Origin of the sequence: Arthrobacter sp. YD4, from assembly GCF_030410515.1 — a bacterium.
GTDB lineage: Bacteria > Actinomycetota > Actinomycetes > Actinomycetales > Micrococcaceae > Arthrobacter.
In genome coordinates this window covers 82,123-95,506 of sequence record NZ_JAUHHD010000002.1, presented here as the reverse complement: position 1 = coordinate 95,506, position 13,384 = coordinate 82,123, and the positions used below count along the sequence as shown (strand labels likewise).

Genomic DNA, 13,384 nt, shown 5'->3' with positions numbered 1-13,384 from the left:
AGTATGGAAGGGTGACTTTTTATGATTCGGCACGTCCTACGGAAGGCGATTCATGAATGCGGAGGAACGACGGCAGTATTTCCTGGTCAGGGCCGTCGTGCAGATCCTGAGTGGTGCGCTGATCGGTGCGTTGATCTGGGCTTTGGTTCCGGATTCCGGGGCGCTTCATCTGCTTCCGGCCGGGATCGGATGTGTTGTCTCCCTACCCATGGTGGCGGCCTCCTACGGCCTGATCAACGGGACAACGCGCCGGCCCGAGGGTGAATGACCAAGCCCCACGGTAATGATGGTAAAGGTCCTGAACCGGCGTGACTCGTCGCCCACCTGACGCGTGCGAACGCTGTCTTTCTCATGAGTTGTCCACTGGTTCAGGACCAGCACCAAGCCCGTTGAGCCAGGCGGACATGACCTAATAGGAGCCTGAACGCATTAGTCCCATTACCGTGCTGTCTGCCGGCCTGGCCAACGTGCAACCCACAAAGACCAGGAAGACCAGGGCCGTCGCCATACTCACCCAGGAGCTACCCCAAGTCATTGTCGGCGTGGATACCCACGCAGACACCCACCACGTCGCCGTCGTCACCGAATACGGCAAACCCATCGCTGATCAAAAGTTCGCAGCAACAGCCGCCGGCTACACCCAGCTGCTTAACTTCATCACCGGCCACGGCACGGTCAGCGCCGTAGGTGTTGAAGGCACCGGTTCCTACGGGGCCGAACTCTCACGCGTGTTGACCAAAGAGAAACTCAGGGTCTTCGAGGTTAACCGGCCAAACCGTCAGCAGCGCAGGATCCGGGGAAAATCAGATCCACTGGACGCCTACCAGGCAGCCCGATCAGTCCTCGCCGAACGAGGCATCTCCACCCCCAAGACCAAAGACGGACCAGTGGAATGCCTCCGCATCCTGCGCACAGCACGGACCTCGGCAATGAAGGCCCGCACCATCGCCGTCAACCAAATCCGAAGCCTGCTCGTCTCCGCACCCGAAACGATACGAGCCAAATACCGCGGCCTCCCCACCACGGCGATGATCACCGCGCTTGCCCGCTCGCGGCCCTTAGGGCACCCCGCAGACACGGGATACATCACCGCGTTGACATTGAAAACGCTGGCCCTACGGTATCAATCCCTCCGATCCGAAATCGCGGCTACCGATGAGCTCCTGCAAGAAATCCTTGACTCGTACGCCCCGCTGCTGACCGAACTGACAGGCGTTGGCGTTGAAGTCGCCACCCAGCTCTTGGTCACCGTCGGAGACAACCCCGAACGGATCAACAACGAAGCACAGTTCGCAGCCCTCACCGGCACCGCGCCGGTGCCCGCATCATCGGGCAAGACCCACCGCCACAGACTCAGCAAAGGCGGTGACCGCCAGGCCAACAGCGCCCTCCACCACGTTGTCCTCTCCCGCATGCAATCAGACCACCAAACCCAGGAGTACGTCGCCAAACGGATGGCCGACGGCAAGAGCAAAAGAGAAACCATGCGCTGCCTCAAACGCTACGTCGCCCGCGAAATCTACCGCCAAATATTCAACCCCATCGCAGCACCCGACATCACCGACCTCCGGCCCCTCCGACGAAAGCTCGGCATCACGCTGCAACAAGCCGGGGAACAACTCAACCAATGGCCCTCCAACCACTCGCGCATCGAACGAGGAATCGCCAGGAACGACCACGTCGCCCACACCTACCGCCAATGGCTCACCCAACAGCACCTGTCCACAACCGGGGACAAATCCCACGGGTTACCCACAGCTACCACCACCGAGGGAGCTACCCCACCGGCTCCCAAAAAATCAGCCCTGGATAACCCGAATTGACCCCAGCCATGGACAGCTCAAACTCACCCTGAGTCGCGTCCCTCTAACCAAACGACATCATTAAACTCCACGCCTGTTGGAGCATCGTCATAGACAGCAAGGCCCAACGGCGACGAGGATACCGTGACGGACAACACAGACACCTACAGCAGGCCGGCCCAGCGGGCGCCCGATCGGGGCCCCCTGCCGATGCTGTTCGCCCGCTACCTCCAAGGATCCGCCCGTCCGCGCCCCCGAGCCTGGGACGAGGTGCCCGGCCTGGATGCCGGAGGCACCGAAGCGGGCCGGCAACTGAACACGCAACCAGGGCGGGGCCGCGGAACGCGGCGCCGCGTGGGTAATTCGTTGGAAGCTTTTTACGTGCCTCAACAGTCACAGGCTGCGCACAGCACGATGAAGATAGTCCGACAGGGTTCCACGTGAGCATGAGAACAGCTTCGAAAGACGGAGCGGAATCAACAAGGAGAAATACCGTGAACCAGATCCGGAAAATCGTGGCAGGCACCAGCCTGATCGGGGCCCTCATTGGCGGCGGGGCACTTACGGCCATGGCATTGCCTGCCAACGCCGCAACCACCCCGTCCCCGTCCGCCACATCAACGGCATCGGCCGATGCCAACCACGGAAACGAAACCGCTCTCGCCGGCGACATTGCTGCCAAGGTCAAGGACGCGGTCCTGGCCGCGAATGCCGGGGCGACCGTCGAGAACATGACGACCGAGGATGACGGCAGCGCCGCGTACGAAGCCCACATCACCAAAACTGACGGCACCCACGCCACTGTCAAGCTCGACACCAACTACAACATCACCGCGACCGAAGCCGGCGGCAAGGGCGGCCACGGCGGCCACCACGGGAATGAAACCGATCTCACCGGTGATACCGCCAGCAAGGTCAAGGACGCCGTCCTGGCCGCGAACGCCGGCGCGACCGTCGAGAACATGACGACCGAGGATGACGGCAGCGCCGCGTACGAAGCCCACATCACCAAGACGGACGGCACCCATGCGACCGTCAAGCTCGACGCCAACTTCACCATCACCGCCACCGAAGCAGGCGGACAGGGCGCCCACGGCCACTGATCCTGTCGCACCCTTCGGGCGGGCACCGCATTGCGGGACCCGCCCGAAGACCTCTTAGCCGCCCACCCCTTGGCCATTGGACCCCGCGGCCCAGCCGGAACCGCCTCACCCAGCGCCGCAGTGTCCCAAAAAAAAATCCTTAGGCCCAGGACTCGAAGGCGCAGGCCCTTCGAGACCGCCCGACTCCGCATGGTCGCCGACAAGGATCACTGAACCCCTAACAAATCCCGCCGCAGCCAACAGCGGTCACCGGCACATCCGCCCCTAGGAGGGCCCTGATGATCACCTACCGCCCCGTCGCCCCGCTGACCACCGGCCGCCCTGGCCTTGCATCTGCGTTTGCCGCCATGGCGTTGACCGCGGTGCCAGGGACCACCTGGCAGGTCTCGAGCGGACCCTCAGCATCACCGGACAAACCCGCAGAACCTACGAACACGTACCAGGGCGCGGCCGGCAGGGCCCGGCCGTGAGCACCGCGGCACCCGCGCAGACGATGTCCAGAACAGCGCTTCCCCAATCCAGCGACGAATCCCGGGTGTGGTCCTGGCTCCAACGCGTTTTGTCCGTCACGGTCATTGGTGCTGCCGTCATCACGGGTGTGCAGCTCGGCGTGAACGCGCCGGCCATCTCGCCCGTGCAGCCGGCCACCCTCTCGGTTGCAGCAACCACGAACAACTCCACCGCATTTGCCGCACCAAACCAACGGCCACTCCCTGCGGCCGGCAGAAACGGGCCCGGCCACAGCCACGACAGGCGCCGCTGAGCAACACCGATCAAAGCAGTAAATAGGAGTTAGCAGGCATCTGCCCACACGAAGAAAGAAAGACGATGACACTATCAGCCGAGCGTCAAGGGGACGGATCCATACGATCCAGTGCAGCCGAGACAGCTGCGCAGACCCTCACGCCGTCTGTGCTGCTCTGGCTGATCACGGCCGGGGCCCTCGCGGCCACGGCGCTGGCCGGATTCAGCGCTCCCCGGCCTCTGCGGCTCAACCTGCCCCTGTTGGCGCACACCTCAGGCCTGCTTGCCGGATACGGCGTCACCGTCATGGTGGCCCTGATGTCCCGCGCCCCCGCGCTGGAACGGGGAGTCGGCGCGGACCGGCTGGCCCGATGGCACGCCAAGGGCGGCAGGGCCATTGTTTGCCTGATTCTCATCCACGGCGTCGCCGCGACCGCGGCCTGGGCAATCGTCCGAGGTACCTCGGCGTTGGCAGCAACCGTGGACGTCCTGACCATGCCGGGACTTATCGCGGCCACCCTGGGAACGCTGATCTTTCTCGCCGTCGGAGCTATCTCGGCCCGAAGCGTGCGCCGACGGTTAAGCTACGAGACCTGGCACGTTCTACACCTGCTGACCTACCTGGCGGTCGCGTTGTCCTTCTCCCACGAACTCGCTGGCCCCGACCTGGCCGGCCTCCCCCTCGTTCAGGTGGCATGGAGCCTGCTCTACACGTTCAGCTTCGGACTGGTACTGCGGTACCGGGTTCTGGCACCGCTCACCCAGCTGTGGCGCCACCGGCTGCGTGTCAATCACGTAGTCGATGAGGGCCCCGGGGTGGTCAGCATCATCCTTCGCGGCCGCCACCTCAACGAGCTCAACGCCGAATCCGGACAATTTTTCCGATGGAGATTCCTGACCGGTGCCACATGGCGGTCGTCCCACCCCTTCTCACTCTCAGCCCCGCCCCACCAGCAGTTCCTGCGGATAACCGTCAAAGCGGTCGGCGACGGAACCCGAATGATCCACGCCGTGCGACCAGGAACAAGAGTTCTCGCCGCCGGCCCATACGGCGCCATGACGAACGAACGGCGTCAAGGCCGGGGAGTACTCCTGATCGGCGGCGGAGTCGGCATCACCCCGATGCGCGCCCTCTTCGAGACACTGGCCGCCGACGGAAGCGAACTGACCCTGCTATACCGGGCCTCCTCGATAGAGGAGATACTCTTCCGCGACGAGCTCGAACACATCGCCAGGCACCGCGGAGCACGACTGATCTTCCTGACCGGACCTTCATCCGACCCGCGGAACGTAATAACCGCCCAGACCCTGAGGACCATGGTCCCGGACCTTGCAGCCCGCGACGTCTACATCTGCGCATCCCCACGGTTCTCCGCCACCGCAACAACGGCCCTGGCACAGGCCGGCCTGCCGCGCCGACAACTCCACCATGAAGAATTCAACTTCTAGCTACCACGCCCCCTGAAAGAACATGCACCCCAAAGCGACCCGCGTACACCCTCGAGGTAGCCACGTGGCGCCGTCACGCGACACATAACGGTACCGGCGCGTGGACCCGCGTGCAGGGGTGCCGTCCCCCCACCACAGCAACCACAGACACACCCGCCAGGTAGCCATAACTGTGACAGCTCTGGAGGACCGCGGAACGAACCGACAACACCGAGACAGCATCCAAAACCCAATTTGACGCCCATAGGAGCATCATGAGGGACAACCGATCCGGTTCAAGTCCTCTGAGTCGTCGGCCGCAGCGGGGTCGCTCACGGCGGGCAGATGGTCCTAAACGCCTGACCGGTACACGTCTGCACCGAAGGTGTTGACGCCGGATTCGGCGGCGCCGCCCAGGTGGGGGAGGGCGAAGAAGTCCTCCAGGCTGGCCAGGAGACTGAAGTGGTTGTAGGGGCGGTCCGACGTCGCCCCGGAGGGTGAGAACGGGGAGATGACCAAGGCGCCGACCTTGCCTCCCTCAGTGCCTCCGGTAACTCCGGTGGAAGGTCCGACGGCGCCGCCGTCGGCTTCGTCGAAAGTGATGACGAGCATCCCGTCCTGGCGGAAGGCCGGAGAGGAAAGAATGGCTGGAACCTGGCTTTTAAGCCAGGCGTCAGCGGTTCCCAAGCCCCCGGCGGTGCCGTCGACGCAAGGGCTGTCGTGGGCGTCGTGACAAAGGTTCGGGGTGATGTAAGACAGGTTACGGGTGGTGCCGACCGATCGCAGGTCTTGCTGGAGCGCGGAGTAGTTCACCACATTCTTCGCGCAGTCAGGGCTGGAGGTGATCGAACGGAAGTACATGAAAGGGTTGTGGCGCGTGCCGTACTGGTCGCCGGCAACGGCGGCAACGTGTGCGTCCGGCGCGCCCAGGTCAGGGTGCTGGCAAGGAGAGGACATGTCCTCCATGTAGCCGCGCCAGGTTTTACCGGCGCCGCTCAGTTGCCCGGCGAGGGTCGGCACGTCGACCGGAAACACGCAGCCGTCGCCCTGCAGCCGGCCCTGGGCATCGACCCCGGTTGAAGTAAACGGCGTGTAGGTATGGCAGTCCTGCCTGGTGCTGTCGTTGGGAAGCTGCCCGGAGATCTGGGCGAGGTAGTTAGGCAATGAGTTGTGCGAGATGCCGTAGTAGTTACTCAGCAGGACGCCCTGGGAGCGGAGAGTTCCGGAAAGGTACGGCGCCGGTGAACTGCTGCCCCAAACACGGTCGTAGCCTTTGTTCTCCAGGTTGATAATGAAGACGTGCCCCGGGGTGCCGGCCCGGGCCGCGGGAGTCCCCGGCTGAGAGGGATCGGACGCCGATATCGACCCGCAACCCGAAACGGCCGCCATCACCGACGTCAGAAAAACCAGCAGGCCCAGGAAACGCCGCCTGCTCCGAGAGCTCTCGGGTCCGATTCTGCCAAAGCGGACTACATCAGTCATGGACTCTCCCGGTGGCTTAGCGCAGTACCCTATCCGATTCCGGAACCATGTCACACGTAAGCCCGCATCCAGCAGTACGTTTGCTTCGAGTTGCCTGCCAATTTACTACCCTGTCAGATGGATCATGGTTCTTCGATTATCGGATCTGTCGTCGCAACGTCAGGGAGGCGAGCACCAGGACCGCGACAACCATCGTCGAGACCGCCACGATATCGTGCCACATTGCGGGTGTGGCTTCGGCATGCCCTGCGACCTCCTGAAGCGCGTCGACCGAGAACGTCAGCGGCAGCACGTTGGAGATCGATTCAAGGACCCCGTTCATCCGGGACCGGGCGACGAAGAGTCCGCAGAGCAGGATCTGTGGGATGACCACTACGGGCATGAACTGCACGGCCTGAAACTCCGTGCGTGCAAAAGCCGAACACAACAGTCCCAAGGCCACACCGAGCACGGCATTGATGACCGCAATCATGACCACCAGGCCCGGGCCGCCTTTGATGTTGAGGCCGAAAACCCAATACGCCACCGCCGTCGCCACCACCGACTGGAGGGCAGCCATGATCGAGAAGGCCAGGGCATAGCCGAAGAGGAGGTCTGCTTTGTGGATAGGAGTGGTCAGCAGCCGCTCCAGAGTCCCTGAGGTTCGCTCCCGCAGCATTGTTATGGAGGTGACCAGGAACATGACCACGAACGGGAAAATGGCAAGCATCACGAGGCCCGCGCGATCAAAGGTCCGGGGGCGCCCCGGGGGCAGGTTTTCGTTTTCGAACAGGAAGTAGACGGCAGCGAGCAGCAGTGCCGGGACCACCAGGATCAGGGCCACGCTGCGGTGGTCGTGGCGAAGCTGATCCAGGACTCGGCCCGCCGTGGCCAGCATCATCCTATGGTTCATCGCTACGTCTCCTTCGCCTTTGCCGCGGGGTCCGGCTCCGGGCCGCTCTCCGCTGTCCTGATGATGCTCAGAAACGCCTGTTCGAGGTCAGTGCTCCCTCCGCGCTCGGCGAGCTCGGCTGGTGTGAGTCGCGCCAGCAGCTGGCCGTTGCGCAGCAGCAGCAGTGACGAACAGTGCGAGGCTTCTTCCATGACGTGGCTGGATACCAACAGCGTCGTTCCGGCCTGAGCCATCGCGGCAAAGCGCTCCCATAAGTCGGCGCGAAGGACCGGGTCGAGGCCCACCGTCGGTTCATCGAGTACCAGGAGCTTCGGATGCGAGACCAGCGCACAGGCGAGTGAAACCCGGCTGAGCTGGCCCCCGGAGAGATCCGCGGTCCTTCGGCGGGCGAAAGGTTCCAGGCCGACGGCGGCGATAGCTGCTGCGGCGTCGGCCCGCCCGAGACCATACACGGCGGCGAAATACCTGACGTTGGCCTCCACGCTGATGTCGGTGTAAACACCCGGCGCTTGTGCCATATATCCGATGTCGTGCCTCAGCGTGCGCTCACCGGCTGGCCGGCCGAGCACCCGGATCGATCCCTCGCTGACTTTCTGAGCGCCGACAATGGCGCGCATCAAGGTGGTCTTTCCACTGCCGGATGGTCCAAGGAGACCCGTGATCCGGCCGGTGTCCACCGTGAAGTCAAGACCCCGCAAAATCTTCGTGCGCCCCCGCGAAATGTGCACCCCAAAACCCTGCACCGCGGGGGCAGTGACTGGGTATGTCCCGGCACCGCTCCCGGTATCGTCAGCTGGGGCGTATGACACCGTGGCCTCCCGCGGATCCATCCTCATATCGTTTGGTTGATTGAAACCTAGGCCCGCAAACTGCTGCCGTCAAAGGCCGATCGCCAGTGCCGGGGAAACGAAAGCCGGGTCACTGCGACGCCGAGCCGAAGAGCAACCGATCGATGGACTATGAGACGGCTCCTGGCCCGGAGACCCACGTGGGAGCAAGCACCCGGGACCTGCTTACGAGGGGTTGACGCCGGAGGACATCCCTGGGTAGCCATGGGCCTGACCCTTTGTGTGGCAGCGAGCTCAAGCCAAATTCCCGCCGGCCGGTTTTGCGCTTAGTCGCGCCGCTGGGCAGCGGCAGCCAGAGATGCCAGTCCCTTCTCGAAGTCCCCGCCGACCATTTTGTCCATGTTCATGAAGAGGGCGAAGACCTTGCCGATGCCCTTGTTTTCGCCGGTCATGGACCAGGTCACCTGGGTGCCGTTGGCCGCCGGGGCGAACGTGAAGGTGGTCGGGTTGACGGTCTTGAAGGGTTTGGTGAACTCCAGACGGATCCGGATGGTGTTCGGTTGGGAAGATTCAACGATTTCCATCGTGCCGGAGCCGGCTTTGCGGTTGCCGCTCCAGGCGTAGCCAGCGCCGACTCCTGAGTCGGGGCCGGTGTAGCTGCGCTGCATGGCGGGGTCAACTGATTCCCAGGGTGACCATGTGGTCCACTCGTGGAAGTTGTTGACCAGCGGAAAGATTTTCTCTGCTGGTGCCGGGATGATTGCGGTGCGGGTGACTTCGTAGGTGGACATGTGGCAATCCTAGGGTGTGGCTGGTCCAGCCAGTAGCGGCCACGATAGAACAGTCAGGCTTCTTCGAGGACCCGTTTCAGTTCCTGAAGCTGGCCGACCTCGGCCTCCATAGTTTTGGTGATAAATCCGTCGAGAACCCTCATGAGGCCGGACGCCTTGAGGTCCAAAATGAACCGGACGGTGGTTCGGCCTCCGGACTCCGTCAGCAGGTACTGGCCTTCCGGGCGCGCGGGGCCGGCGATAACCTGAAAGGCCAGCGACCGGCCGGGATCTGAGGCGGTGATCCGGTAGTCGCCCTGAATCGATCGGCCGCCAGGCCCGGTCATGGTTTGGCTGTAGACGGCCCCGGTTACGCCGGGGGCACCGCTCTGGAGACCAATGCTTCGCACGCTCCGACGCCATGCAGGGTTGTTCAGTCCGTTAGCCAGGAACGCGTACACCTCCGTCGCGGGACGATCGATGGTGATCTCGCCTTCGGCGTGTGCCATGGGGATCCTCTCGGGGGTGGGAGCAGCAGTAGATGAAGTGAGACTACCCCCACTTCAGTCTGTCGGGCTCGGGAAGCCGGACCTACAGTCCGAAACGGCGAATCCAGACGGTCAGGTCCTTTCTCAAAGTGTTGGCCCAGCGACTGTCAGCCTCCGGGCGTGGACGCCCAGGACACATGATGTCGTCGGCACGACCACCATCGTTCAGGTGACGAACAGTAACAGCTGGTTCTAGTGGCAAGCACGCAGTGGGGGAGCGGGCAAGGTATAGCCCGTTCCCGACGCCTTGCGCTATACGTTAGCGTCCACTAACGTATTTCTTGTGTTGGATGCTTTGGAGATAGCCGCAGAGCCGAATCGGCGCCGGCTGCTGCACCTCCTGGCGCGCCGGGAACAGACTGTAGGGGAGCTGGCCGCGCACTTTACGGTGAGCCGTTCTGCTGTATCCCAGCACCTGCTGCTCCTGGAGCAGGCCGGACTGGTGGCTGCCCGCAAAGAAGGGCGGAACAGGTTCTACAAGCTCGACCCAGGGGGCATGGGCCGGCTGCGTGAACTCGTCGAGCAGTTCTGGACCGATGAACTGGATCTTCTGGTCTCCGATGCAGCAGAACTGGCAGCCCAGCGCCGAGGCACGCCGTAACACCCCCAGCCCCATTCGGATAATTCCCCAAACACGAAGGACCCCCTGCCATGAGCTTCGATAAAACCATCCACCTGCCCGTCGGCGCCGACGAGGCATTTGCCCTCATCACCGACCCTGAGCGTCTGCGCCGCTGGCAGACGGTCGCCGCACGGGTCGACCTTCGGATCGGGGGCGAATACCGCTGGACAGTCACCCCGGGCCACCACGCGGCCGGCACCTTCCAGGAGATCGAACCGGGAAAACGCGTCGTCTTCACCTGGGGCTGGGAATCCGGAATGGACCTGGCGCCCGGGGCATCCACCGTGACCATCACGCTCGAGCCCGACGCCGAGGGCACCTCGCTGCGCCTGGTGCACGACGGACTCACCCCCGAACAAGCCGCTGCGCATGCCGAGGGCTGGAACCACTACATGGACCGCCTCATCGCCGAAACCTCCACCGCTGCCGGCGCCGGACCGGACGAATGGGCCGCAGCCCCCGAAGGGATCGATCCCCTCAGCTCGGCCGACGCATCGCTCGCCGTGCTCCTGGGCGTGCTGCGCAAGCTCACCCCCGCTGACCGGGACAAAGCAACCCCCTGCGCGGACTTCACCGCCCACGAACTGCTCGAGCACCTGGCCGGATCGCTCCGGCAGATCGGCGGAGCCCTCGGCGCCGCCGTGACAGACCACCCGGACGCCTCTCCCGAGACCCGCATCGCCGCCCTGGCACAGACCACCCTGGAGGCCTTCACCCGTCGAGGCACCGAGGGCACCATCGACATGGGCTTCGCCGAACTCCCGGCCACCGTCGTGGCCGGCATCCTGAACCTTGAACTCCTCGTTCACGCCTGGGACTTCGCGAAAGCCACCGGACAGGACCTCATCGTCTCCGACGTCCTCACCGACTACGTCGAGGGCCTTGCCCAGCTGACCATCTCCGAGCAGGTCCGCGCCAGCGGCAGCTTCGCCGCCGCCCAGCCCGTCGCCGAAAGCGCCGGAAGCCTGGAGCGCCTTATCGGGTTCACCGGCCGAACCGTAGCCGCCTAAAATCCTCAACCCCAGAAATCCGCAAGAAAAACCAAAGAAAGCAGGAACACCATGTCCAAGTTCGTCTTCATCTACCACGCCCCCATGACCCCGGCAGAAGCCGCACCGCCTTCCCCCGAGGACATGGCCGCCGTCATGGAACAGTGGAACATCTGGGCCGGCAAAGTCGGCAACGGGCTGCTCGATTTCGGCACCCCCCTTGCCAACGGCGTCCGCGTTTCCGCAGGGGGTGCGACGGCGCCGAGCACCCGCGAAGTCGTTGGATACAGCATCATCGAGGCCGACAGCCTTGAGACGGCCGTGGAGCTGGCCAAGGTGCACCCGCACCTGAACATGCCCGGCGGCTGCGAAATTGAAGTCCACGAAGCCCAGCAGATCCCCGGAATGTAACAGCCCGTATCGGGAACACCTTGCCGCCGGCTGCATTGCTGCCAAGAGCGGCGTGCGTCGCTGGGGGGGGAGCCGTGGTTGGGTTCGCGGCGCACATCGGCACCTTTGTTGTCGCCCAAGTTATCGAGTCCGCTTCACGGCTGATCGCAGCCTTGGTGCCACAGCGCATCGAGGCTGTTTGCCAGGTCCTTCCAACGGCCCACCCCCGGGGGCAGGTGATCTAAAGTCACCCCGGAAGAAGGTTCCCTGGCCGCTCCTGACCGGAACCAGGAACTGACCGGGCCGGCCTTGGATCTCGAAAACCGGCGTGGCCCTGGTTCCCGGCAAGATGCCTAGTTGCGGTTAGCCCCGTAGGGCGGCCCTGGACATCCGAACGGCCGGAGAGTCCAAACAGGATCAAACGGATAACCAACCGTTGACGACGTCCGAGATCAGCTCCACACTGGAAACTGGCCACTAGAACCAACCCTTGTGGCCGTCCTGAAACGCCCTCGCGCACACGGTTGCCCCCAACCAGCACGGGGGCGTTTCGCTAATATGGGTAATTTTGGCCTGGGCCGAGGTGGGTTCCGTCATACGCCCCGTGGACTGTTTAGGGAACGATCTCCGTTCTGAGATAGGCAGCCTCCGGTCACCGAACCACCGCTACCTAACACCACCGACATCTCACGCGCAGCATGTGGTGATTCCGATTGTTCATGGCCTCTCAACCTTTCCGCATGCAGTCCCCACAGGGTCGCTTGCAATTTCCCAGATCGCTGGGCGTCCCGCGGAGGCTTTCAAAGCCTCAGCAAACGGGCGCGGACACCGAGAGCACCGACCGGGCCTCAGCCGCGAAAGTCAAGGCCGCACCGCAATCCGGGTGGACGTGCCCCGTATGTATGACCCAGGTTTTCACCCGGGACGTTCAAAAGACCCGCAGGGGTTGCTCCTGTCTGGTTCAGCTCACCTGAGCCGGACTGATGAGGTAACCGGCGCCACGTCGAGTGTGGATCATCGGTGGTCCGGCCGCGTTTATTCTCTGACGGAGATAGGAGATGTGGAGCTCGACATTGTTGGCGCCCCGTACGTTGTTGTCCGGCCACATTCGATTGGCCAGTTCGATCTTGCTGATCACCCTTCCGGGCTTTTCCATGAGGAGTCCCAGGAGCGAGCATTGAGTTTTTGTCAGCGGGATCTCATGGTCTCCTCGGCGGGCGAGCAGGCACCGGGGGCGGAGTTTCAGGTCGCCGACGGTGAGTTCCGGATCCGAGGCAGTGACCGCAGTTCGGGTGAGCCACCGCAGCCGCGCCGCCACGTCCGCTGTCGTAAAGGGCGCTGTCAGATAGTCGTCTCCGGGCCAGGTGCCTATTCGGAGCAGATCTTCGAAGGACTCGGGAGCGGTGAGGAACAGGACGGGGGTGTGGGGGTCTGAACGTCGGGTCCGCGCGGCATCGGCAACAGCGCGCTCTGCGTCGGCGGCATAAACGATCAGGACGGCAGGCTTCTTGACGCCGGGACTTTCGGCCACCAAGGACGCCAGCCATCCTGCGTCTGTCAGCTCCCGGGCCATGGTGACTCCCGCACGCGGGTTTGGGTGGCTGATCAGGACCGGGCCCAGAGATGCACGATGCTCGACTTCATCCGGGTGATTCACTGCGCCTGGAGTGGTGGGGCACGACATGAAGCAATTATCGAGCATGTGGGCGGCGCCATCATGGAGTTGCCCTCGGCGCTGCCGGCAGAAGGGACTCAGGCGCTCAAGTGAGGACGCCTTTGGGAAGAGCGTCGCCAGAGACAGGAGGTCTTGCTAGGGGTTCGCTCGA

General features: G+C 63.7%; 14 protein-coding genes. 8 read left to right on the top strand and 6 right to left on the bottom strand.

The window, feature by feature from the left end:
• Positions 1–52 precede the first annotated feature (52 nt).
• The 4 genes from QWJ39_RS04770 to QWJ39_RS04755 all read left to right on the top strand — a co-directional run bounded on the left by QWJ39_RS04770 (position 53) and on the right by QWJ39_RS04755 (position 5,098).
• The gene (locus tag QWJ39_RS04770; RefSeq protein WP_290256578.1) at positions 53–268 is read left to right on the top strand and encodes a hypothetical protein; all 216 of its coding nucleotides are present in this window, start codon (positions 53–55) and stop codon (positions 266–268) included.
• Positions 269–443: 175 nt separating this feature from the next.
• Entirely contained in the window at positions 444–1,823 is a 1,380-nt protein-coding gene (locus tag QWJ39_RS04765; RefSeq protein WP_290256577.1) for an IS110 family transposase, read from the top strand.
• 473 nt (positions 1,824–2,296) lie between these two features.
• A complete protein-coding gene (locus QWJ39_RS04760) occupies positions 2,297–2,905 on the top strand; it encodes a PepSY domain-containing protein (RefSeq protein ID WP_290256576.1) in 609 nt (202 codons plus the stop codon).
• Between the two features lie 912 nt (positions 2,906–3,817).
• Positions 3,818–5,098 carry a ferredoxin reductase family protein gene (locus QWJ39_RS04755; protein WP_290256575.1) on the top strand — a complete coding sequence of 427 codons (1,281 nt, stop codon included), beginning with the start codon at positions 3,818–3,820 and terminating at the stop codon, positions 5,096–5,098.
• A gap of 330 nt (positions 5,099–5,428) precedes the next feature.
• Here the strand turns inward: QWJ39_RS04755 and QWJ39_RS04750 are convergent, their stop codons facing one another.
• The 5 genes from QWJ39_RS04750 to QWJ39_RS04730 form a co-directional block, all read right to left on the bottom strand.
• Positions 5,429–6,559: an alkaline phosphatase family protein gene (locus QWJ39_RS04750; protein ID WP_290256574.1), complete on the bottom strand. Its 1,131-nt coding sequence runs from the start codon at positions 6,557–6,559 to the stop codon at positions 5,429–5,431.
• Between the two features lie 136 nt (positions 6,560–6,695).
• On the bottom strand, positions 6,696–7,439 hold the full coding sequence (locus QWJ39_RS04745; RefSeq protein ID WP_290256573.1) for an ABC transporter permease: 744 nt from the start codon (positions 7,437–7,439) through the stop codon (positions 6,696–6,698).
• 14 nt (positions 7,440–7,453) lie between these two features.
• A complete protein-coding gene (locus tag QWJ39_RS04740; RefSeq protein ID WP_290256572.1) occupies positions 7,454–8,179 on the bottom strand; it encodes an ABC transporter ATP-binding protein in 726 nt (241 codons plus the stop codon).
• Positions 8,180–8,565: 386 nt separating this feature from the next.
• Entirely contained in the window at positions 8,566–9,030 is a 465-nt protein-coding gene (locus QWJ39_RS04735; protein WP_290256571.1) for an SRPBCC family protein, read from the bottom strand.
• Between the two features lie 53 nt (positions 9,031–9,083).
• Complete coding sequence (locus tag QWJ39_RS04730) at positions 9,084–9,518, bottom strand: SRPBCC family protein (protein WP_290256570.1); 435 nt, start codon at positions 9,516–9,518, stop codon at positions 9,084–9,086.
• 334 nt (positions 9,519–9,852) lie between these two features.
• Here QWJ39_RS04730 and QWJ39_RS04725 point away from each other — a divergent pair, with 334 nt between their 5' ends.
• From QWJ39_RS04725 to QWJ39_RS04715, 3 genes are read left to right on the top strand one after another with little or no spacing between them, the layout of a single operon-like run.
• The gene (locus QWJ39_RS04725) at positions 9,853–10,158 is read left to right on the top strand and encodes a helix-turn-helix domain-containing protein (RefSeq protein ID WP_290256569.1); all 306 of its coding nucleotides are present in this window, start codon (positions 9,853–9,855) and stop codon (positions 10,156–10,158) included.
• Between the two features lie 50 nt (positions 10,159–10,208).
• On the top strand, positions 10,209–11,189 hold the full coding sequence (locus QWJ39_RS04720) for a TIGR03086 family metal-binding protein (protein WP_290256568.1): 981 nt from the start codon (positions 10,209–10,211) through the stop codon (positions 11,187–11,189).
• 51 nt (positions 11,190–11,240) lie between these two features.
• Positions 11,241–11,579, top strand: coding sequence for a hypothetical protein (locus QWJ39_RS04715; RefSeq protein WP_290256567.1), 339 nt, complete (start codon positions 11,241–11,243; stop codon positions 11,577–11,579).
• Positions 11,580–12,519: 940 nt separating this feature from the next.
• Here QWJ39_RS04715 and QWJ39_RS04710 read toward each other — a convergent pair.
• Complete coding sequence (locus QWJ39_RS04710) at positions 12,520–13,131, bottom strand: response regulator transcription factor (RefSeq protein WP_290256566.1); 612 nt, start codon at positions 13,129–13,131, stop codon at positions 12,520–12,522.
• Positions 13,132–13,188: 57 nt separating this feature from the next.
• Between QWJ39_RS04710 and QWJ39_RS04705 the strand changes: the two genes are divergently transcribed.
• Positions 13,189–13,326, top strand: coding sequence for a hypothetical protein (locus tag QWJ39_RS04705; protein WP_290256565.1), 138 nt, complete (start codon positions 13,189–13,191; stop codon positions 13,324–13,326).
• Positions 13,327–13,384: the final 58 nt, after the last annotated feature.

What these genes read in the sequence shown, in the direction of transcription:
- QWJ39_RS04770 (WP_290256578.1), top strand. Translation starts at nt 53, where the DNA reads ATGAATGCGGAGGAACGACGGCAGTATTTCCTGGTCAGGGCCGTCGTG.
- QWJ39_RS04750 (WP_290256574.1), bottom strand. Translation starts at nt 6,559, where the DNA reads ATGACTGATGTAGTCCGCTTTGGCAGAATCGGACCCGAGAGCTCTCGG.
- QWJ39_RS04745 (WP_290256573.1), bottom strand. Translation starts at nt 7,439, where the DNA reads ATGATGCTGGCCACGGCGGGCCGAGTCCTGGATCAGCTTCGCCACGAC.
- QWJ39_RS04735 (WP_290256571.1), bottom strand. Translation starts at nt 9,030, where the DNA reads ATGTCCACCTACGAAGTCACCCGCACCGCAATCATCCCGGCACCAGCA.
- QWJ39_RS04730 (WP_290256570.1), bottom strand. Translation starts at nt 9,518, where the DNA reads ATGGCACACGCCGAAGGCGAGATCACCATCGATCGTCCCGCGACGGAG.
- QWJ39_RS04720 (WP_290256568.1), top strand. Translation starts at nt 10,209, where the DNA reads ATGAGCTTCGATAAAACCATCCACCTGCCCGTCGGCGCCGACGAGGCA.
- QWJ39_RS04715 (WP_290256567.1), top strand. Translation starts at nt 11,241, where the DNA reads ATGTCCAAGTTCGTCTTCATCTACCACGCCCCCATGACCCCGGCAGAA.
- QWJ39_RS04710 (WP_290256566.1), bottom strand. Translation starts at nt 13,131, where the DNA reads ATGGCCCGGGAGCTGACAGACGCAGGATGGCTGGCGTCCTTGGTGGCC.
- QWJ39_RS04705 (WP_290256565.1), top strand. Translation starts at nt 13,189, where the DNA reads ATGCTCGACTTCATCCGGGTGATTCACTGCGCCTGGAGTGGTGGGGCA.